This is a genomic window from Streptomyces sp. GQ60, assembly GCF_059758875.1.
Genome location: NZ_JCAXEG010000007.1, coordinates 346,128 through 366,626, shown reverse-complemented (window position 1 = coordinate 366,626; position 20,499 = coordinate 346,128). Strand labels below are relative to the sequence as shown.

The following is a 20,499-nucleotide window of genomic DNA, read 5'->3' as shown; positions in this document are numbered from 1 at the left end:
TCACCCCCGAGGGGAGGACAGGCCGGGGGACCGGACCTCCAGGAGGCGGCCCTCCGCGACGAAGCCGACCGTGCCGCCGACGTGCACGCCGAAGCCATCGACGGGTCCGTGGGCGGCGACCGTCGTCTCACCGGTCCGTCCGGTGAAGCGGCCGCTGCCGGCCATGTGAAGCCAGCGGCCGGCCGCCGCCGTCCCTGGCCGGCCCGGCGCGCGGCCTGGGCACCCCGTGGGAGCGGCGCCGCGGTCCGGGAGAGGGTCCGGCCCGGCCACCCGGCCACCCGGCCACCCGGGCCCACCGGACGACGCCGAAGGGCGTGGGTTCCCTACGGAACCCACGCCCTTCGGCATGCGTACGACAGCCCCGGCGGGCCCGGGCGGAGCGGAGCCCCGCGGCCGGACCCGCCCGCGCCGGCCTACTGGTGCGGCTTGACCGACTTCTCGACCGGCTCCGTGGACTTGGTCTCCACCGGCTTGCGCAGCGCGATGTTCAGCTCGCGCAGGCGGGACTCCTCCAGGATGGTGGGCGCGCCCATCATCAGGTCCTGCGCGTTGCCGTTGAGCGGGAAGGCGATGGTCTCGCGGATGTTCGGCTCGTCGGCGAGCAGCATGACGATGCGGTCCACGCCCGGGGCGATGCCGCCGTGCGGCGGGGCGCCGAGGCGGAAGGCGCGCAGCATGCCCGCGAACTCGCGCTCGACGGTCTCGGCCTCGTAACCGGCGATCTCGAAGGCCTTCAGCATGACCTCGGGCTCGTGGTTGCGGATGGCGCCGGAGGACAGCTCGATGCCGTTGCAGACGATGTCGTACTGCCACGCCAGGATGTCGAGCGGGTCCTTCTCCTCCAGGTCCTTCATGCCGCCCTGCGGCATGGAGAACGGGTTGTGGGAGAAGTCGATCTTGCCGGTCTCCTCGTCCGCCTCGAACATCGGGAAGTCGACGATCCAGCAGAAGCGGAAGACGTTCTCCTCGAACTGCCCGGCCCGCTTGGAGGCCTCGACGCGGACGCCCGCCATGATCTTGGAGACCTCGTCGAACTCGCCCGCGCCGAAGAACACGGCGTGACCGGCGGCCAGACCGAGGCGCTCGGTGAGGACCTTGACGTTCTCCTCGGTGAGGAACTTGGCGATCGGGCCGGTCAGCGCGCCGTCCTCGCCCACGCGGACCCAGGCCAGGCCCTTGGCGCCCAGCGAGATCGCGTACTCGCCGAGGCCGTCGAAGAACTTGCGCGGCTGGGCGGCGGTGTCCGGGACGGCCAGGGCGCGCACGTGCTTGCCGGCGAACGCCTTGAACTCCGAGCCCTCGAACACGTCGGTGATGTCGACGAGCTCCAGCTTGGACCGCAGGTCGGGCTTGTCGTTGCCGTACTTCATCATCGACTCGCGGAACGGGATCCGCGGGAACGGCGAGGTGACCGCGCGGCCCTTGCCGAACTCGGTGAAGATCTCCGTCATGAGCCGCTCGATCGGCTGGAAGACGTCCTCCTGCTCGACGAAGGACATCTCGACGTCGAGCTGGTAGAACTCGCCCGGCGAGCGGTCGGCGCGGGCGTCCTCGTCGCGGAAGCAGGGCGCGATCTGGAAGTACCGGTCGAAGCCGGAGATCATCAGCAGCTGCTTGAACTGCTGCGGCGCCTGCGGGAGCGCGTAGAACTTGCCCGGGTTCAGGCGGGACGGGACGACGAAGTCACGGGCGCCCTCGGGAGAGGTCGCGGTGAGGATCGGGGTCGCCATCTCGTTGAAGCCGAGCGCCACCATCTTGGAGCGGATGGAGGCGATGACGGCCGAGCGCAGCATGATGTTGCGGTGCATGCGCTCGCGGCGCAGGTCGAGGAAGCGGTACTCCAGGCGGCGCTCCTCGTTCACCCCGTCGTCGGTGTTGATGGTGAAGGGCAGCGGGGCGGCGGCGCCGAGCACCTCGACCGCGGTGACCTCGACCTCGATGTCGCCGGTGGCGAGCTCGGGGTTGACGTTGTCCGCGCCGCGGGAGACGACCTTGCCGTCGATGCGGACGACCGTCTCCTTGGTGACGCTGCTGAGCGCCTCGTTCGCGGCCGTGCCGGGACGGGCGACGAGCTGCGTGATGCCGTAGTGGTCACGCAGGTCGATGAAGAGGATGCCGCCCAGGTCTCGACGATTGTGCAGCCAGCCGCTCAGCCGGACGTCGGAGGCGACGTCGGAGGCACGAAGCTCGCCGCACGTGTGGGACCTGTACCGATGCATCAGTCATCCAGTTCTACGTGATACCAGGGTGGATTCAACCGTCCCAAGGTTACCGTCCGGCGCGCGACCCCGTGCGGGCCCGCTCGCCCGGGGTGGTGAACAGGCACGTCAGGTGGATGACCTGTAAAGATGACCAGGTGCGCACAGAGGACGTCCTGGCCGCCATCGCGACCGGTTTGTGGCGATGGGACAACGCGTCCGGGACGGTCACCCTCGACAGCGAGGCCGCCCGGCTGCTCGGGCTGCCCGCCGAGCCCGTCGCGCTTCCCGAGGTCGCCGTGCGCTCCCGCTTCCACCCGGTGGACTGGAACGAGATCAACGGCATCGTGAACCTCGCGGTCGCCGAGGGCACCCTCGCCGAGGCCCGGCTGCGGATCATGGACGAGGACGGCCGCGTGCTGCGCACCGTGCGCAGCCGCTCGAAGCCGCTGGAGAACCGCGCCCCGGACGGCCGCCTCGACTACGAGCTGATCGGCACCATCCAGGAGATAGCCGAGGCCCAGCCCGGCACCACGGCCGCGCACACCCCCATCACCGGCGACTGGCGCCGCTCGCGCGAGGCGTTCCTGCTCGACGCCGGGCGGGCGCTGGCCGAGGCCCGCTCCACCGCCGAGGTGCTGCGGGTGGCGGCCTCGCTGTCCATGCCCGGGTTCATCCCCGACGGGCTGGCCGTCTTCGGCGTGTCCGGCGACCGGCTGTCGATCATCGGGCACCACGGGCACGATCCGGGGGACGAGGGCCCCTTCGCGGACATGCCGCTGCTGACCGACTACCCGGCCGCGGAGGTCGTCCGCACCGGGCGGGCGATCTACCTGCCCAGCCCGGAGGACTACAAGCGGCGCTTTCCGGCCACCTGGCCGCTCGCCCGGCGCTTCGGCCGGATCTCCTGGGCCTTCCTGCCGCTGATCGTCGCGGGACGGACCATGGGCGCCTGGATGGCCGCGTTCAAGCACCCGGTGTCCTTCTCCCCCGACGAGCGCTCCGTCCTGACGACGGTGGCCCGGATGCTCGCGCAGGCGCTCCAGCGCGCCGGGGTGGCCGAATCCGAGCGGGAGCTCACCACCGGCCTCCAGCGCTCGATGATGCCCCAGCTCGGCCCCGAGATCCCCGGGATGACCATCGCCGCGCGGTACGTGCCGACCGGCGGCGGGCTCCAGGTCGGCGGCGACTGGTACGACATGATCCCGCTGCCGTCGGGACGGTTCGCGCTGGTCATCGGCGACGTCCAGGGCCACGACGTCCGGGCCGCCGGGCTCATGGGCCAGCTCCGGATCGCGGTGCGCGCGTACGCCTCCGAGGGCCACCGGCCCGACGCGGTGCTCTCGCGCGCCTCCCGCTTCCTGGCGGGTCTGTGCTCGGAGCAGGACACGGGGTCGGACACGGGCCCGGGCACCGGCGGGGGCGGCGCGGACTCCGACTTCCAGAGCCCGCGCTTCGCGACCTGCCTCTACGTGGAATGCGATCCGCAGACCGGCCTGCTGGAGGTGGCCCGCGCCGGGCACCCCGACCCGGCGGTGCGGATGGCCGACGGCACGGTCCTGATGCGGCCCACGGCGGGCGGGCTGCCGCTCGGCATCGTGCCGGACACCGACTACCCGACGACCCGGTTCACCCTGGAACCCGGCGAGACGATGATGCTCTGCACCGACGGGCTCATCGAGACGGGCGGGCACGACCTCGACACGGGCTGGGCCCGGCTGCGGGCCATCCTGGAGTCCCAGCCCCCCGCCTCCGAGGACCCGGAGCCCCGGCACCTGGAACGGCTGGCAGACCTGCTGGTCCAGGCCGTGCACGGCCCGTCCTCGCACCACACCACCGGCCCGCTGGCCGACCGGCGCGAGGACGACATCGCCGTCGTCCTGCTCTGCCGCGAGGGCGAGGGCTGCGGCTGCGAGACCCCGCTGCTGCACCCCTCGCGCCCGGCCCGGCGCACCATGACGACCGTCGCCCAGGCGGAGCCGGAGCGGGTCGCGGGGGTCCGCCAGCAGATCCGGGAGCTGCTGCACGACTGGGCCGACCCCGAGCAGGTCGACGCGGCGGTGCTGATGGTCTCCGAGATGCTGACGAACGTACTGGTCCACACGGACGGGGACGCGCTGCTGATCGCCGAGGCCGTGGGCGAACTCGGCTCGCGCCGGCTGCGGGTGGAGGTCGCGGACGCCTCCGACGAGCTGCCGCACAAGCGGCATCCGGGAGAGATGGCGTCGAGCGGGCGGGGCGTCCTGCTGCTGGAGATGCTGGCGGACGACTGGGGCGTCGACCCGCGCGGCGAGGGCAAGTCCACGTGGTTCGTACTGAACGAACGTTCCAAACCCGAACCCGACCCGCTGGACTGACCTTCGGGTGGCGGCCCCGGGCCGTGTTTGGATGAGCCGTGCCGACAACTCCCCTGCTGCCCGAGCCCGTACGCCGCCTCGCCGCCTGGTGCGTCGTCGTCCTCCTCGCCACCGCCGTCCTCGCCCTCGTCGTATGGCTGTGCACCGTCTTCCGGGCGGTGGTCACGCCCGTGCTGCTCGCCGTCCTCGGCACGGCCCTGCTCGGGCCGATGCACGGGCGGCTGGTCCGCATGAAGGTCAACCGCTCGCTCGCCGCGGCCCTCACCTGCCTGACCGTGGCCGCCGTGGTCGGCGGGGCCGGCTACATCGTCGTCCTCGCGCTCATCGAGACCGGCGACCAGATCATCGACTCCCTGCGGAAGGCCGGCACGGACCTCGCGCAGCACTTCGGGGCGCTCGGCACCTCCCTGGAGGACGTGGCCAAGAACTCCAAGGACCTGCTCACCAAGTTCGGCGGAACGGCCGCCTCGGGCGTGGTCACCGGTCTCAGCGTGGTCGCGACGATGATGGCGACGGCCCTGCTGGCCATGGTGCTGATCTTCTTCTTCCTCCGCGACTCCGACCGGGCCGTGGGCACCCTGCGCTCGATGGTGCCGACCCGCTCGGGCGACCTGATGGAGGCGATGGGGCGGCGCGCGTACGGGGCCGTAGAGGGCTTCATGCGCGGGACCACCTTCGTGGCCTTGGTCGACGCCCTGCTGATCGGCGCGGGCCTGCTGATCCTGCAGGTCCCGGGCGCCGTGGGGCTGGCCGCCCTGGTGTTCGTGACCGCCTACATCCCCTACCTCGGCGCCTTCCTCTCCGGCGCCGTGGCGGTCCTGGTCGCCCTCGCCGACCGCGGCTGGGTGATCGGCCTGTGGGCGCTGGGCGTGGTGCTGGCCGTCCAGATGATCGAGGGGTACATCCTCCAGCCCATGGTGCAGAGCCGCACCGTGCAGATGCACCCGGCGGTGGTCATGGTGGCGATCACGGCCGGAGCGAGCGTCGCCGGCATCCTCGGGATGCTGCTGGCCGTACCGCTGACCGCGGCCTTCTTCGGGGTCGTCTCGGAGCTGCGCTCCCGCTACACGGCGGAGGCCGCCTGATCGGGCGGCCCGATCGGGCCGCCCGATCAATACGTGGTCCCCATCGCGGCGCGGACCTCGGCCAGGGTGGTCTCGGCGACCTCGCCCGCGCGCTCGTTGCCGCGCCGAAGGACGTCCCGTACGTGGCCGCGGTCGGCCGCCAGCTCCGTACGGCGCGCCCGCATCGGGGCCAGGTATTCGTTGACGGCCTCGGTGACGACCTTCTTCAGCTGGGCCGCGCCGCCGTCGCCGATCTCCTCCGCGACCGACTCCGGGTCGCGGCCCTGGCACAGCGCGGCGAGCAGCACGAGGCTGGAGACCTCGGGGCGGCCGGCCGGGTCGTAGCCGATGCGGCGGACCGCGTCGGTCTTGGCGCCCTTCAGGAGGCGCGCCGTCTCGTCGGCGGTGGCCGACAGGGTGATCGCGTTGCCCCGGGACTTGCTCATCTTGGTGCCGTCCGTGCCGAGCAGCAGCGGCGCGGCGGACAGCAGGGCCTCCGGCTCGGGGAAGACCGGCCCGTTCGCCCCGTAGCGCTCGTTGAATCGGCGGGCGATGGTGCGGGTGACCTCCAGGTGCGGGAGCTGGTCCTGGCCCACGGGCACCACGCCGGCCTTGCAGAAGAGGATGTCGGCGGCCTGGTGCACCGGATAGGTGAACATCAGCCCGCTCACCGAGGCCTGCCGGGAGTGCGCGATCTCGTCCTTGACGGTCGGGTTGCGGCCCAGTTCCGCCACCGACACCAGGGACAGGAAGGGCAGCAGCAGCTGGTTGAGGGCGGGCAGCGCGCTGTGCGCGAAGACCGTGGACCGTGCGGGGTCGATCCCGGCGGCCAGGTAGTCGAGGACGAGCTCCTCGACGTGCTCGCCGAGGTGTTCGGCCACGTCCCGGTCGGTGAGCACCTGGTAGTCGGCCACGATCACGAAGGTGTCCACGCCCAGGTCCTGGAGCCGTACCCGGCCCTGCAGGGTCCCGAAGTAGTGCCCCAGGTGCAGCCGCCCGGTCGGCCGGTCCCCGGTCAGCACCCTGAACCGCCCCGGATCGGCGCCGATCCGCTCCTCCAGCTCGGCGCTGCGCCGACGCGCCGCCGTCAGGTCGTACGTACTCACGGTCTGCTCCTGACTCTCCGCGCGGGACCGGAAGAATCCAGGTATAGCCGAAGAAAAGGGGCAGTTGCTCGCGCACCTGCCACAAAGGGGAAACCGGCGGGCCGATTGCCGACCAAAGGCCCGGCGGCACATAGGGCCGAGGGTCCCGGAACTCGGCCCGCAGCCCCACAGCCCCGCAGACCGCAGGCGTCAGCACTCAGCCGCCGAAGGCCTGGGCGTACGAGGAGACCAGGCGCGACAGGTGCCGGCCCGCCAGGAGGAGCGGGGTGCGGCTCTGCGTGACCTGGGAGGTCATCTCGGCGCCCTCCAGGGTGTTGATCACGGTGACCGCCAGCTCGCGCGCCTCCGCCTCCGGGTGGCCGCAGGCCAGGAGCTTCGCGGCGACCAGCGCCTGCCAGCTCGCGAAGGCCTGGGCGCAGGCCGCCTGGAGCTCCGGCAGCCGGCCGACCGATTCGAGCGCCGTGGTCGTCACGGGGCAGCCGTCGCGCCAGTCGGATGCTTCGAGCGCCTCGGCGAGCAGCTCCGCGACGGCCTCCATGGCGCGTGCCGCATCCGCGTGCGCGGACAGCCCGGAGCGGAGCAGCTCGGCGAACTCCTCGTCGCCGAAGTGGATCGCGGCGACCGCGAGCTCCTGCTTGCCGCCGGGGAAGAAGTGGTACAGCGAGCCGAGGGTGGCCTGCGCCTCGCGGACGAGCTGCTTGACCGGCGTGTTCTCGTACCCGCCGCGCTGGAGGAGGCGCGAGGCGGTACGGACCAGCCGCTCCCGCGTTCCGATTCCGTCTGCCGTCTTCGTTGCTGTCGCCATGGGCGGAACCCTACCCCGGATCTAGATAGAGCGTTCGCTCTAGTCCGTGCTACGTTCGTTCCGAGCGCTAGATAGAGCGTTCGTTCTAGAACTGTGGACATCGACCGAGGAGAGCTCTGCCATGCACGCCATGCACCAGGTCACGAACCCCATCTCGAACCAGGCCCCGCACCAGGTCTCCGTCATCGGACTCGGCCCCATGGGCCGGGCCATGGCCGCCGCCTACCTGGACGCCGGGTACGAGGTCACCGTCTGGAACCGCAGCCCCGGCAAGGACACCGATCTCGTGGCGCGCGGTGCGCGGCGGGCCGACAGCGCCGCCGACGCGGTCGCCGCGAGCGGGCTGACCGTGCTCAGCCTCATCGACGTCGACGCCATGTACACGGCCCTCGGCGACGCCGACCTCGGCGGCCGGGTCCTGGCCAACCTGTCCTCCGACGTACCCGACAAGGCCCGGGCGGCTGCCCGCTGGGCGCAGGAGCGCGGGGCCTCGTACCTCACGGGCGGGGTCAACGTCCCGCCCACCGGCATCGGCCAGGAGGGCTCGTCCGCCTTCATCAGCGGGCCCGAGGACGTCTACGCCGCCCACCGCGCGGCACTCGACGTGCTCGCCGCCACCGACTACCGGGGCGCCGACGCCGGTTACGCGCAGCTCCACTACCAGCTCAACATGATCATGTTCTGGACCGCGTACACCGGCTGGTACCAGGCCCTCGCCGTGGCCAAGGCCAACGGCCTGACGGCCGCGGACATCGTGCCGTACGCCGGCTACACGGGCGACACCATGCGCGGCTTCTACGAGGGCTCCGCCCCTCTGATCGACGCGGACGCGCACGAGGGCACGTACGAGCGCCTCGCCATGTGCGCGGCGAGCGTGGAGCACATCCTCCACACCGCCGCCGACTCCGGTGTGGACACCGGCATCCTGACCGCGCACGCCGACCTGTACCGCCGCGGAGTCGCCGCGGGCTTCGGCGCCGACAGCAGCTCGCGGCTGATCCAGCTGCTGGGGGCGGGCGCCTGAGGGGCCGGCGGCCTGAGGGCGGGCGCCCTCCGGGCCTAGCCCGCGGCGACTTCGAACGCGATGGTCTTGCTTCCCGTCTGACCCCATTCGGTGCTGATGTCGGCCTGCAGCGTGTAGCTGCCGACCTCCCTGAGGCTGTCGTCGAAGGCGAAGAGGGTGATGCTCGGCGGCCGGCAACGGCCGCTGCGGTGGAGCTTGACCACCTCGCCGCCGCGTTTGAGCGTCCACTGCACGTAGCAGCTGGTGTCCAGGCGGCCCGTCGCGTCGTAGACCTCGGTGTTGGCGCCGGGCGTGGACCGGGTCCGATAGACGTTCGGCGCGATCTTGCCGCTCGACCCCATCACGATGCGAACGGTCAAAGGGCCGGTGTGCTGCGGGGACGGACGCGGAGCAGGCGCGGAGGGTGGGTTCACCGGCTGCGAGCTCTTGAACCCGGACCCGGGCTGCCGCTCCGGCGCGGTCGGCTCGTCGGACCCGGACGGTTCCGTCTCCCGCGCGGGAGACGGCACGCGCGTGGCGCTGCCGGTATCGGGCGACGCCGGGCCCGCCCCTGCGGGCGAATGCCGACGCCGCGTCGTGCCGGCTCGACCGCCGCCGTGCCCGCCCCGCCCGGCGCGCCAACGGCGTCCGGCCGGTCCGGGCTCGCGCCCGGCCGGCCGGTGACGTACTCGGATCGAGGTCCGAACCCCGGGCCTACGCCTCGGTGTCGGCCTCGCCCGTGCCGCGGTGGCCGAGGCCGGTGCGGGCGGTGGTCGGGATGCGGCCCAGCCGGCCCGCCTGGAAGTCGTCGAACGCCTGCTGCAGCTCGTGCTTGCTGTTCATCACGAACGGCCCGTAGTGCGCCATCGGCTCCCGGATCGGCTGCCCGCCGAGCAGGACGATCTCCAGCGCCGGGGCGTTGGCGTCCTGGCCCTCGTCGGCCCGCAGGGTGAGCGAGCCGCCCTCTCCGAAGACCACGGTCTGCCCGGTGTGCACCGGCCGCCGGTCCTCCCCGACCGAGCCGCGGCCGGCCATGACGTACGCCAGGGCGTTGAAGTCCTCGCGCCACGGGAGGGTGATCTGCGCGCCGGGTGCGACCGTCGCGTGGATCATCGTGATCGGGGTGTGGGTGATGCCGGGGCCCTGGTGGCCGTCCAGCTCACCGGCGATCACGCGGAGCAGGGCGCCGCCGTCCGGGGTGGAGAGCAGCTGGACCTGGCCGCCGCCGATGTCCTGGTAGCGCGGGGGCATCATCTTGTCGGAGGCGGGGAGGTTCACCCACAGCTGGAGGCCGTGGAAGAGCCCGCCGGACACGACGAGCGACTCCGGCGGGGCCTCGATGTGCAGCAAGCCGCTGCCCGCGGTCATCCACTGGGTGTCGCCGCCGTTGATGACTCCGCCGCCGCCGTTGCTGTCCTGGTGGACGAAGGTTCCGTCGATCAGGTAGGTGACGGTCTCGAAGCCGCGGTGGGGGTGCCACGGGGTGCCCTTGGGCTCGCCCGGGGCGTACTCCACCTCGCCCATCTGGTCCATCATGATGAACGGGTCGAGGTACTGGTAGTTGATCCCGGCGAACGCACGGCGCACCGGGAATCCCTCACCCTCGAAGCCACCCGGGGCGGTCGTGACGGCCAGCACCTTGCGGGCGGTCGTCTCCTGGGCCGGCTCCCCGACGCGCGGGAGCGTCAACGGGTTCTCCACAGTCACTGCAGGCATGGTCGGAACCTCCTTCTGGCGTCGAGTTTAGTTGAAACCCGAACTTTCTGCCACCCGCCAGAACACCGCGCCCCCCGCCGTCATTCCCGCCCCCGCCCGGCCCCGGTCACGGCTCGCTCCGGGACGGCCCGTCGCGGAACGCAAGCGGCCCCGGGGGGAATCCCCCGGGGCCGCCAGCCGTGCCGTGCCGTGGATCAGGTGTTGCAGGCCGGGTTGGCGTCGCGGCACAGGTGGGCCGTGGCGGCCTGGGCCGGAGCCGCGGCGAGGACGCCGACGCCCATGGCCAGGGCCGCCGTGGCCAGGACCGCGGCCGCCTTGACGCGGAGCGCCTTGCGCGTGGTTCGAGTCATCGCTGTCTCCTCATGTCGTGTCGTGCGAGCGTGGCGCGGGAGCGGGCCCGGCGGCTAGCAGGGGTCGATGGAGGCGACCGGGCCCCAGTCGACGGCGGGGTTCTGGGAGTAGGCGCCTGCGGTGTAGAGAGTGCCGCCGCCGACCATGCCGAACCGCGCACGTGTGCCCGAGGTCTGGTTGTTGATCCACGAGCCGGTCCCGTACCACGGCATGGCCCGGACGTCATTGCACTGCCAGGTCATGATCGGCGTACCGACGAAGTTGGCCTGCGGATAGGCGCAGAAGTACTCGTACGGGCAGGCCACGGCCGCCTCGGCCGGGGACGCCGCCAGGACCCCCGTGCCCAGCGCCATCACCCCCGTGGCCGCCACTGCCGCGAGCTTCGTGCGTAAGGACGTACGTGCCATTGCGGTCTCCCCTGGTCAGTAGGAGCGGGCTTTCCCCCGCAGCACTGATACTCGGGACCCCCGGCCCGCGCCGCGATCCTTTCGGGTACCGCCGAAACCTGCGTTCAGCCGCCGCTGTGCAGCAGGTCCACGCCCAGCGCCGTCGCGGAGTGCAGGACCGCCTTGCCGTCCCGGGCCGTGGTGATCAGGCCGGCCGCGCGCAGGGTGCGGGTGTGCTCCGAGACCGACGGGAGGCTGATGTCGAGGTCCCGGGCCAGCTCGGAGGTGGTCCGCTGCTCGATCAGCAGCTGGAGCACGGCCGCCCGGGTCCGCCCGAGCAGCGCGTCCAGCGCGCCCTCCGCCCGGTCCGGGGAGACCAGGGGCAGGGGGGTCAGCGCCGGGTAGAGGAGTACGTACGTCCCGTCCGGGTGGTCGTCCAGCAGCGGGCGGCCCGTCCAGAACGGCGACGGCATCAGCACCAGCCCGCGCCCGCCGAGCCGGACCTCGTAGTCCGGCGGCCGGCCCACCTCGAAGGCCAGGCCCGACCAGTCGGCCGCCGGGTGCGTGCTGGCCAGGCAGGCCTTGATCCCGTGCGCGGCCAGCAGCCGGGTCCGCCAGGCCACGTCCGCCTGGAAGGACTGCCGGATGCGCGGCCACTGCGGGGCGATGAGCACGTCGTACGCGGACCGGATCGCGGAGTCGAGCTGGTTCCAGGCCTCCCGGTCCTGGCGCCACAGGGCACGCAGCCAGCTCGGGGACCCGGGCGCGCGGACGGCGGCGCGGGCCAGCCCCTCCGGCGTGAGGAAGGGGACCCGGTCCCGGATGACGGTGAGGCCCTCCTCCAGGCTGCGCGCGTACGGCTCCACGAAGTGCGGGTTGTCACCGTCGGGGCGCAGCAGGTCGAACAGCGGCCGCACCCGCCCGGGCAGCTCCCGCGCGGCCAGGCTCCGCCAACGGCCGAAAACCGCCTGCTGGTCCGTACGCTGCGCGGCGACGAGCGCGAGGGCCAGCTCCACCAGGGGCAGCGGTTCGCTCGCGAAGGTGACGTTGAGCAGGTCCTCGGCCTCGAAGTGCACGCGCAGCATGGCAACCCCCCTAGCGGCACAGCCCTGTGTGCCTGCCTAGCCGTACATGCGGCGCATGGCGAAGTCGACCATCTGCTCGACCGCCTTCGCGTCGAAGACCATCCGGTGGTCGCCCTCCATGTCGAGGACGAAGCCGTAGCCGGTGGGCAGCAGGTCGATCACCTCGGCGCCGGTGATCACGAAGTACTTGGACTCCTTGCCGGCGTACCGGCGCAGCTCCTTGAGCGTGGTGAACATCGGGATGACCGGCTGCTGCGTGTTGTGCAGCGCGAGGAATCCCGGGGTGTCGCCGCGCGGGCAGTAGACCTTCGAGGAGGCGAAGATCTGCTGGAAGTCCTCGGCGGACAGCGACCCGGTCGTGAAGGCGCGTACCGCGTCCGCGAGGGAGGGCGGCGAGGGCTCGGGGTACAGCGGCTGCTGAGGCTGCTGCTGCGCGTAGCCCTGCTGGGGCTGCTGCTGGGCGTAGCCGCCCTGCTGCCCCGCGCTCACGTTCTGGTCGTAGCCGTACATGGCCCGAAGCCTACCGAGGCGGTGGCCCGCGGGTGCGTCGAGTTCCGGTCAGTGGACCGAAGTGGGCCTCTCGCCCCGCGAAGGGAGGCCCCACCCTCGGCCGCGCAGCCCGGAAGGGAGCGCTCCTGATCAGCCCGCCCGCCTGGACTCTGTGCCCCATGGGGGTGGTGCTGTAGCCAGGTGGCTGCGCTCAAGGCGCCGTGCATGGCTGCCACTTCCGTAATCTTCGGCTGCGGCTTCGATCATCTTCAGGGACGCCTCGGGCGGTAGCGCGGACGCCCGGAGGCGGTCGTACGCCTTCTGGTACTGCACCACAACGCTTGGGTCGTCGATCATCTGTCCGCTGTACATGCTCTCCATGTACACGACCGGCGGAGCATCGCTGAAACTCATGAAATGGGTCGCACCCATCATGAAAGGGTGCGCACCGGCATTGCACGGCAGGATCTGCGGAATGTATCGGCGCCGTCGGGCCACAGCAGCCACATGGGCCAGCTGCTCCGCCATCGCCTCGTCCCCACCGACCGGCTGCCGAAGGAGCGATTCGTGGATGACGACCCAGGACGCGGGCCCATCGGCATCCTCATAGACCCACGCTCGGTCACGCCTCGCAGCGACCAGCCGGGCGACTCGCTCCTCACCTGCTAGCGGTTCGGCAGCGTGGACCAGCTCCCTGATGTACGGCTCCAGCTGCAAGGGCCCCGGGAGGACCATGGGGTTCCACTCCTCGATCTCCTCCGCACGCGACTCCAACTCCAGGGCTTCCGCGAAGTACGGCGCCACGGCATCGCTTCGCGCCTTCCGCACGTCCTCGCAGCGGCGCGTAAGGAACCCGTCTGCGCCCAGGATCCGGTCGAGGTGTTGGGCCAGGTCCAACGGGATCCGTCGATTGCCCCGCTCGATCTCGCTCAGGTAGCTGACCCCGTAGTAGCTGCCCGCGACGGCCTCTCGGAGGGTGAGCCCCGCAGCTTCGCGCCGCCAGCGCAACTCCGCGCCGTAGAAGGCCGGCACGCTCGCCGAACCGTCAATGTCCTTGCCTGCGGCCATCGTCGGAACCTGCTTTCCACACTTCGCACTGTGGACCGGAAACGCTTCCCACGCTACGCGGACCCACGCCAGCCTGTGAGCAGTTCGTCACCCCCAGCTGCGAAGGAATCCGCATGAGCGACCATCCCCAAGACCGTGAGGCGACCACCGCCCTGGACAACCTCCGAGCCGCACTCGCAGGACACGGCATCACCCTCCCCTCCCTCGACCTCCACCTCCTCTCCTACGCCGGGCGGTACGACTCCCCACCCCTCATCGCCCTCGGCAACTGCAACCCGGCCACCGCGCAGCGCCTCGCCGAAGCCCTGGCGGGCACCCCGTGAACAGCGACCTCACGATGCGCCTCCTCGTCACCCCCGGCGCCATCCCCCTGGCCCGCCAAGCGGTACGCGAGCACCTGGGGAGCCACACCGTGGAGCTCTGCGTCAGCGAGCTGCTGACCAACGCCCTCGCCCACCTGGGCAACGGCACGCCCGTGACGCTGCGGATCACCGGAAGGGCAGCCCGTATGCGGGTCGAGCTCACCGACCCCGATCCGCGCGCATGGCCCGTACTGCGGCAGGCAACGGAAGGCGACGAATCCGGTCGCGGCCTGGCCCTGCTCGACGCGCTGGCGCTGCGATGGGGGGGTCGTCCAGGGGCCCCGGAGCAAGACCGTCTGGTGCGAGTTCGAACTTGACCCTGGTCACAGTCGCCACCGAAGGGTTGCCGTTATTACCCACGGGTAGCATTATTAGGTTACCGATTGGTATGCACGACGAACCACTCTCACCGAGCCTTAACGGAGCCGTCGCCATGGGGCACTACAAGTCGAATCTCCGCGACATCGAGTTCAACCTCTTCGAGGTGCTCGGCCGCGACAACGTGTACGGCACCGGCCCGTTCGGTGAGATGGACACCGAGACCGCCAAGACGATCCTCAGCGAGATCGCCAAGCTCTCGGAGAACGAGCTGGCCGCCTCCTTCGAGGACGCCGACCGCAACCCGCCGGTCTTCGACCCGGCGACGAACACCGCGCCCGTCCCGGCGTCCTTCAAGAAGAGCTACAAGGCCTTCATGGACTCCGAGTACTGGCGCCTGGGCCTGCCCGAGGAGATCGGCGGCACCACCTCGCCCCGCTCCCTGATCTGGGCCTTCGCCGAGACGATCCTGGGCGCGAACCCGGCCGTGTGGATGTACTCCTCCGGCCCGGCGTTCGCCGGCGTCCTCTTCGAAGAGGGCAACGAGGTACAGAAGAAGATCGCCGCGCTCGCGGTCGAGAAGCGCTGGGGCTCCACCATGGTGCTCACCGAGCCGGACGCCGGCTCGGACGTCGGCGCCGGCCGCACCAAGGCGGTCCAGCAGGACGACGGCTCCTGGCACATCGAGGGCGTGAAGCGCTTCATCACGTCCGGCGAGCACGACATGGAGGAGAACATCCTCCACTACGTCCTCGCGCGCCCCGAGGGCCACGGCCCGGGCACGAAGGGCCTCTCCCTCTTCCTGGTCCCGAAGTTCCACTTCGACTGGGAGACCGGCGAGCTGGGCGAGCGCAACGGCGTCTACGCGACGAACGTCGAGCACAAGATGGGCCTCAAGGCCTCCAACACGTGCGAGATGACCTTCGGCGACCAGCACCCCGCCAAGGGCTGGCTGATCGGTGACAAGCACGACGGCATCCGCCAGATGTTCATGATCATCGAGTTCGCCCGGATGATGGTCGGCACGAAGGCCATCGCGACCCTGTCGACCGGCTACCTGAACGCGCTGGAGTACGCCAAGGAGCGCGTGCAGGGTCCGGACCTGGCCGAGTTCATGGACAAGGCGGCCCCCAAGGTCACCATCACGCACCACCCCGACGTGCGCCGCTCGCTCATGACGCAGAAGGCGTACGCCGAGGGCATGCGCGCCCTGGTCCTGTACACCGCCTCGATCCAGGACGAGATCCAGCTCAAGCAGGCCGCCGGCGAAGACACCGCGTCCCTGGTCGGGCTGAACGACCTGCTCCTGCCGATCGTGAAGGGCTACGGCTCCGAGAAGTCCTACGAGCAGCTCGCGCAGTCGCTCCAGACCTTCGGCGGCTCGGGCTACCTGCAGGAATACCCGATCGAGCAGTACATCCGCGACGCCAAGATCGACACCCTCTACGAGGGCACCACGGCCATCCAGGGCCAGGACTTCTTCTTCCGGAAGATCGTCCGCGACCAGGGTGCCGCCCTGAACGTCCTCTCCGAGACGTTCAAGAAGTTCCTGGCCGAGGGCCCCGGCGGCGAGGACCTCGCCCCGGCCCGCGACGCGCTCGCCAAGGCGGCCGTCGACCTGGAGGCCATCGTCGGCCAGATGATCGTCGACCTCACCGCCACCGGCGAGGACGTCAAGAACATCTACAAGGTCGGCCAGAACACCACCCGGCTGCTGATGGCCTCCGGTGACGTGGTCGTCGGCTACCTGCTCCTCAAGGGCGCGGCCGTGGCCGCCGAGAAGCTGCCGACCGCCTCCGCCAAGGACGTGCCGTTCTACACCGGCAAGATCGCGGCGGCGAAGTTCTTCGCCTCCCAGATCCTGCCGGGCGTCTCGGTGGCCCGCGCGCTCGCCGAGGCCGTCGACAACACCCTGATGGAGCTCGACGAGGCCGCCTTCTAGGCCCGTCACTCCTCCCGCAGCTGTACGCGGTGTACGTACGCGCAAACGGCCGGGTCCTCCGCACGGGGGCCCGGCCGTCGGCGTGCGCGCGGGAGGCGGTGCGCGCCGGCTCTTCCAGGGCCCCGTACCGCCTGTGGGCTGCGGGGTTCCCGGGATGTGGGTGGTTCGTGGGACGCTCGTGGGTATGAGTCCACAGGAGCAGCAGCGCGGCAGCAGGGGGTATTCGGTCCCGACCGGGCGCCCCTATGCCCTCAAGGAGCTGCAGTCCGCCGTGGGCAGCCTCGGAGACCACCTCAAGGAGCTCTACGAGGGCGCCCACCCCACCGAGTACGAATCGGTGGCCGACGCCCTCTACACCGCCTTCCAGACCGCCGCCGGGCTCGCCCCCGCCAAGAGCTACACCGGCTGTCCGGAGCACCCCAACGGCGCCCTCGACCCCGAGGCGCCCGACGGCTGGGGGCGCTGCCTGATCTGCAACGACCGGCGCCGCCTCGGACTGCGCGCGCAGGGTGCCCGGGCCGCGTCCGCCGCCCCGCCCGCCGGGGAGCAGCGCCGCCTCGGGTACCCCGTGCCCGAGCCCCCGTACACCCTCCAGGCGCTGCAGAGCCGCCTGCGCACGGTCGAGGAGCGGCGCTTCCACCTGAGCCTCTCCTCGCCGCCCGACGACTTCGTCGCGATGGCCGACGACCTGCACCGCGCCTTCATCGTGGCCCGCGAGCTGTCCCGGCCGCGCAACGCCTCGGGCTGCTCCGAGCACCCCGGCGCACCCATCGATCCCGACGCCCCTCCCGGTGAGGCCTGTATCTTCTGCGCCGGACGCAAGAGGCGCGCGCAGCGCTCCGCGCAGACCCCGGAGATGCTCCCGCGCATTCGCCGGGGCGAGCGCAGACAGTTGCAGCGCCGCTTCGACCGTCCGCCGGGCTGACCAGGCTCCGGGCGCCCGGGCCATCGCCCGCGGCCCCGTCCTCCGGTTATCCGCCGCAGTCCGGCCATGACGAACACGACCGTCGTTAAGGTGAACCACATGAGCTCTCCCGCCGCCCGCTTCGACCGCGGCCACACCGACGACCTGATGACCTTCCTGGCGGCGAGTCCGTCGCAGTACCACGCCGTGGCCAACGCGGCCGAGCGGCTGGAGAAGGCGGGATTCAGGCAGTTGGCCGAGACCGACGCGTGGGACGCGAGCACGGGAGGCAAGTTCGTACTCCGCGGGGGCGCGATCATCGCCTGGTACGTGCCCGAAGGCGCGGCCGCGCACACCCCGTTCCGGATCATCGGCGCGCACACCGACTCCCCCAACCTCCGGGTCAAGCCGCTGCCCGACACCGGCACCCAGGGCTGGCGGCAGATCGCCGTGGAGATCTACGGCGGCACCCTGCTCAACACCTGGCTCGACCGCGACCTGGGCCTGGCCGGACGGCTGACCCTGCTCGACGGCACCGAACGGCTCGTCAACATCGACCGTGCGCTGATGCGCGTACCCCAACTCGCCGTGCACCTGGACCGGTCGGTGAACACCGACGGGCTCAAGCTGGACAAGCAGCGGCACATGCAGCCGATCTGGGGTCTCGGCGACGTCCACGAAGGCGACCTGATCGCCTTCCTGGAGGACGAGGAGGGCCTCGACCGCGGCTCGGTCGCCGGCTGGGACCTGATGGTCCATTCGATCGAGCCCCCGGCCTACCTGGGCCGCGACCGCGAACTCCTCGCGGGCCCCCGCATGGACAACCTGCTGTCGGTCCACGCGGGCGTCGCCGCCCTGGCCGCGGCCTCCACCGCCGCCCACCTCGACCACATCCCCGTCCTGGCCGCCTTCGACCACGAGGAGAACGGCTCGCAGTCGGACACCGGCGCGGACGGGCCCCTGCTGGGCAACGTGCTGGAACGTTCAGTCTTCTCGCGCGGCGGCACCTACGAGGACCGCGCGCGGGCCTTCGCCGGCGCGATCTGCCTCTCCTCGGACACCGGCCACGCCGTGCACCCCAACTACGCGGAGCGGCACGACCCGTCGCACCACCCGCGCGCCAACGGCGGCCCGATCCTGAAGGTCAACGTCAACCAGCGCTACGCGACCGACGGCAGCGGCCGGGCCGTGTTCGTGAACGCCTGCGAGCGCGCCGGCGTCCCGTGGCAGACCTTCGTCTCCAACAACTCGATGCCGTGCGGCACGACGATCGGCCCGATCACCGCCGCGCGCCACGGCATCCAGACCGTCGACATCGGCGTGGCGATCCTCTCCATGCACAGCGCCCGCGAACTGTGCGGCGCGGACGACCCGTACCTCCTGGCCAACGTGATGCAGGCGTTCCTGGAGAACTGAGCGTCCGTCACCACGCGTTCGTGACCGTGCCCGCCGGGGCATCTCCCCCGGCGGGCACGGTCATGCCGCGTCTCAGTCGTCCATCCCCGCCAGCACCAGCGGCAGCCGGGTCGCGCCCCCGGCGGTGATGCTCACCGGCACGCCCCAGTCCTGCTGGTGGACGTGGCAGGCGGGGTACTCGTTCTCCGGGTCGTCGTCGCAGGATGCGGCCATCGCGGAGACGTGCAGGACGCCCCCGGTCAGCTCCGGGTTCAGCGCGAGCTCCCGGAACAGGTCGGTCCCGGCCCCCTCGCCGCCCGTCAGCAGCTCGGGCGGCGTCGAGGAAACCAGCAGCCGGGTGGAGGGCCCGTAGCGGGTGTCGAGCTTCTGCCCGGACGGCGCCTGGAAGACGACGTCGAGCCGGAGCGTGCCGGGGGCCACCTCGGTGGCGGCCCGCTGCGTGCGGTGGGCGACCGCGTCGACCCGTACGGCCTCCTCGGGAAGCCGCAGCCGGGTCAGCCGGTGCCGGGCCGACTCCACGACCACGATGTCGTCCCCGACGAGCACGGCGTCGCTGGGCTCGCGCAGGTCGGTGGCGAGGGTGGTGACCTGCCCGGTGGCGGGGTCGTACCGCCTCAGGGCGTGGTTGTACGTGTCGCACACCGCGACCGACCCGTCGGGCAGCGCGGTGACGCCGAGCGGGTGCTGGAGCAGCGCCTGGGCGGCGTCGCCGTCCCGGTGCCCGAAGTCGAAGAGTCCGGTGCCGACGGCGGTGCTGATGACGTAGCCGCCGTCCCCGTCGGGGTGGACGTACCGCAGGGCGCTGCTCTCGGAGTCGGCGATCCACAGGCGGTCCGGGGTGGCCGCGAGCCCGGACGGCTGGGAGAACCAGGCCTCGGCGGCCGGCCCGTCGTGCAGCCCCTCGTTCGTCGTCCCGGCGGCGACCTCCACGGTCCCCGTCTCCGGGTCCCACGTCCACAGCTGGTGCACGCCCGCCATCGCGATCCACACCCGGCCCCGCCACCAGGCGACGTCCCACGGCGAGGACAGGGACACGTCCAGCGCCGGCCCGAAAGTCGGGGAGCCCTGCCACCACTGCCGCCCGGTCCCGGCGACGGTCTCCACGGCCCCGGTCACGGGGTCGAACCGACGCAGCGCGTGATTGACGGTGTCGGCGACGACCACGGACCCGTCGGGCAGCAGCGCCAGCCCCTGGGGCTCGCTGAAGCTCTCGGCGGTGAACCCGCGCTCCCCGCTGCCGAAGCGCCGTACGACGCTCTCCCCGTCGGCAGCCAGCTCCACCAGCTGGTGCCGGGTCGTGTCGGACACCAGCAGGTTCCCGGAGGGCAGCAGCAGCGCCTTCCCGGGGAACCGCAGGTCCCCCGCCACCGGGTCGGGCGCCACGTACGGCCCGTCCCCGCGCCGCAGCGTCCCCTTGGCCTCGTGCTCGGCCTCCAGCTCCTCCACGAGCTTCGCGATGGCGTGCGCGTGCCCCTCCCCGGCGTGCTGCGCGACGACGTACCCCTCCGGGTCGATCACCACGAGCGTAGGCCAGGCGCGGACGGCGTACTGCTTCCAGGTCGCGAGCTCGGGATCGTCGAGGACGGGGTGGTGCACCCCGTACCGCTCGACGGCGTCGACGACGGCGGAGTGGTCGGCCTCGTGCACGAACTTCGGCGAGTGCACCCCGACGATCACGACGGTGTCCCGGTGCTTCTCCTCCAGCTCGCGCAACTCGTCGAGCACGTGCAGGCAGTTCACACAGCAAAAGGTCCAAAAATCGAGGATCGTGATCCGTCCTCGCAGGTCGGCGAGGGTGAGTTCCTTGCCTCCGGTGTTCAGCCAGCCGCCCTTGCCGATCAGCTCGGGGGCGCGGACACGGGCACGGCGGCGGGGCACGGGCGCGGGGGTGGGCGACGGGGCAGCATCGTTCATGCTTCAAGCTTGCCA

20 protein-coding genes are annotated in these 20,499 nt (G+C 71.6%); 8 read left to right on the top strand and 12 right to left on the bottom strand.

Annotation, left to right across the window (positions count from 1 at the left end):
* Complete coding sequence (locus tag AC6CKD_RS20520) at window positions 1-165, bottom strand: hypothetical protein (protein WP_498328885.1); 165 nt, start codon at window positions 163-165, stop codon at window positions 1-3.
* A 248-nt stretch (window positions 166-413) separates the two neighbouring features.
* Entirely contained in the window at window positions 414-2,219 is a 1,806-nt protein-coding gene (gene aspS, locus AC6CKD_RS20515) for an aspartate--tRNA ligase (RefSeq protein WP_498328884.1), read from the bottom strand.
* A 137-nt stretch (window positions 2,220-2,356) separates the two neighbouring features.
* Here aspS and AC6CKD_RS20510 point away from each other — a divergent pair, with 137 nt between their 5' ends.
* Both AC6CKD_RS20510 and AC6CKD_RS20505 read left to right on the top strand, forming a co-directional pair.
* Window positions 2,357-4,555, top strand: a complete 2,199-nt coding sequence (locus AC6CKD_RS20510) for a SpoIIE family protein phosphatase (protein WP_498328883.1) — start codon at window positions 2,357-2,359, stop codon at window positions 4,553-4,555.
* Between the two features lie 38 nt (window positions 4,556-4,593).
* Complete coding sequence (locus tag AC6CKD_RS20505; protein WP_498328882.1) at window positions 4,594-5,640, top strand: AI-2E family transporter; 1,047 nt, start codon at window positions 4,594-4,596, stop codon at window positions 5,638-5,640.
* A 26-nt stretch (window positions 5,641-5,666) separates the two neighbouring features.
* Here the strand turns inward: AC6CKD_RS20505 and trpS are convergent, their stop codons facing one another.
* The gene (gene trpS / locus AC6CKD_RS20500; protein ID WP_498328881.1) at window positions 5,667-6,725 is read right to left on the bottom strand and encodes a tryptophan--tRNA ligase; all 1,059 of its coding nucleotides are present in this window, start codon (window positions 6,723-6,725) and stop codon (window positions 5,667-5,669) included.
* 196 nt (window positions 6,726-6,921) lie between these two features.
* Window positions 6,922-7,530 carry a TetR/AcrR family transcriptional regulator gene (locus tag AC6CKD_RS20495; RefSeq protein ID WP_498328880.1) on the bottom strand — a complete coding sequence of 203 codons (609 nt, stop codon included), beginning with the start codon at window positions 7,528-7,530 and terminating at the stop codon, window positions 6,922-6,924.
* Window positions 7,531-7,651: 121 nt separating this feature from the next.
* Between AC6CKD_RS20495 and AC6CKD_RS20490 the strand changes: the two genes are divergently transcribed.
* Window positions 7,652-8,554: an NAD(P)-dependent oxidoreductase gene (locus tag AC6CKD_RS20490; protein ID WP_498328879.1), complete on the top strand. Its 903-nt coding sequence runs from the start codon at window positions 7,652-7,654 to the stop codon at window positions 8,552-8,554.
* Between the two features lie 35 nt (window positions 8,555-8,589).
* On the opposite strand, the gene AC6CKD_RS20485 is transcribed toward AC6CKD_RS20490, so the two are convergent.
* From AC6CKD_RS20485 to AC6CKD_RS20455, 7 genes are all read right to left on the bottom strand, one after another.
* Window positions 8,590-8,898, bottom strand: coding sequence for a hypothetical protein (locus AC6CKD_RS20485; protein WP_498328878.1), 309 nt, complete (start codon window positions 8,896-8,898; stop codon window positions 8,590-8,592).
* Window positions 8,899-9,247: 349 nt separating this feature from the next.
* On the bottom strand, window positions 9,248-10,249 hold the full coding sequence (locus tag AC6CKD_RS20480) for a pirin family protein (RefSeq protein ID WP_498328877.1): 1,002 nt from the start codon (window positions 10,247-10,249) through the stop codon (window positions 9,248-9,250).
* Between the two features lie 194 nt (window positions 10,250-10,443).
* The gene (locus tag AC6CKD_RS20475) at window positions 10,444-10,599 is read right to left on the bottom strand and encodes a hypothetical protein (protein ID WP_498328876.1); all 156 of its coding nucleotides are present in this window, start codon (window positions 10,597-10,599) and stop codon (window positions 10,444-10,446) included.
* Between the two features lie 54 nt (window positions 10,600-10,653).
* Entirely contained in the window at window positions 10,654-11,007 is a 354-nt protein-coding gene (locus tag AC6CKD_RS20470; protein ID WP_498328875.1) for a peptidase inhibitor family I36 protein, read from the bottom strand.
* Window positions 11,008-11,111: 104 nt separating this feature from the next.
* A complete protein-coding gene (locus tag AC6CKD_RS20465) occupies window positions 11,112-12,071 on the bottom strand; it encodes an ArsR/SmtB family transcription factor (protein WP_498328874.1) in 960 nt (319 codons plus the stop codon).
* A gap of 36 nt (window positions 12,072-12,107) precedes the next feature.
* Entirely contained in the window at window positions 12,108-12,581 is a 474-nt protein-coding gene (locus AC6CKD_RS20460) for an SseB family protein (RefSeq protein ID WP_489405257.1), read from the bottom strand.
* A 129-nt stretch (window positions 12,582-12,710) separates the two neighbouring features.
* A complete protein-coding gene (locus AC6CKD_RS20455) occupies window positions 12,711-13,628 on the bottom strand; it encodes a helix-turn-helix domain-containing protein (protein ID WP_498328873.1) in 918 nt (305 codons plus the stop codon).
* 113 nt (window positions 13,629-13,741) lie between these two features.
* Between AC6CKD_RS20455 and AC6CKD_RS20450 the strand changes: the two genes are divergently transcribed.
* From AC6CKD_RS20450 to AC6CKD_RS20430, 5 genes are all read left to right on the top strand, one after another.
* On the top strand, window positions 13,742-13,951 hold the full coding sequence (locus AC6CKD_RS20450; RefSeq protein WP_498328872.1) for a hypothetical protein: 210 nt from the start codon (window positions 13,742-13,744) through the stop codon (window positions 13,949-13,951).
* Complete coding sequence (locus AC6CKD_RS20445; protein ID WP_498328871.1) at window positions 13,948-14,307, top strand: ATP-binding protein; 360 nt, start codon at window positions 13,948-13,950, stop codon at window positions 14,305-14,307. The genes AC6CKD_RS20450 and AC6CKD_RS20445 overlap by 4 nt, the downstream gene beginning before the upstream one ends.
* Before the next feature lie 116 nt (window positions 14,308-14,423).
* Window positions 14,424-16,250 (top strand): acyl-CoA dehydrogenase, encoded by a 1,827-nt coding sequence (locus AC6CKD_RS20440; protein WP_498328870.1) that lies wholly within the window; start codon window positions 14,424-14,426, stop codon window positions 16,248-16,250.
* 184 nt (window positions 16,251-16,434) lie between these two features.
* Complete coding sequence (locus AC6CKD_RS20435; protein ID WP_498328869.1) at window positions 16,435-17,175, top strand: hypothetical protein; 741 nt, start codon at window positions 16,435-16,437, stop codon at window positions 17,173-17,175.
* Between the two features lie 99 nt (window positions 17,176-17,274).
* Window positions 17,275-18,570 carry a M18 family aminopeptidase gene (locus AC6CKD_RS20430; RefSeq protein WP_498328868.1) on the top strand — a complete coding sequence of 432 codons (1,296 nt, stop codon included), beginning with the start codon at window positions 17,275-17,277 and terminating at the stop codon, window positions 18,568-18,570.
* Window positions 18,571-18,642: 72 nt separating this feature from the next.
* Here the strand turns inward: AC6CKD_RS20430 and AC6CKD_RS20425 are convergent, their stop codons facing one another.
* Window positions 18,643-20,484 carry an NHL domain-containing thioredoxin family protein gene (locus AC6CKD_RS20425; RefSeq protein ID WP_498328867.1) on the bottom strand — a complete coding sequence of 614 codons (1,842 nt, stop codon included), beginning with the start codon at window positions 20,482-20,484 and terminating at the stop codon, window positions 18,643-18,645.
* Between the last annotated feature and the right edge of the window lie 15 nt (window positions 20,485-20,499).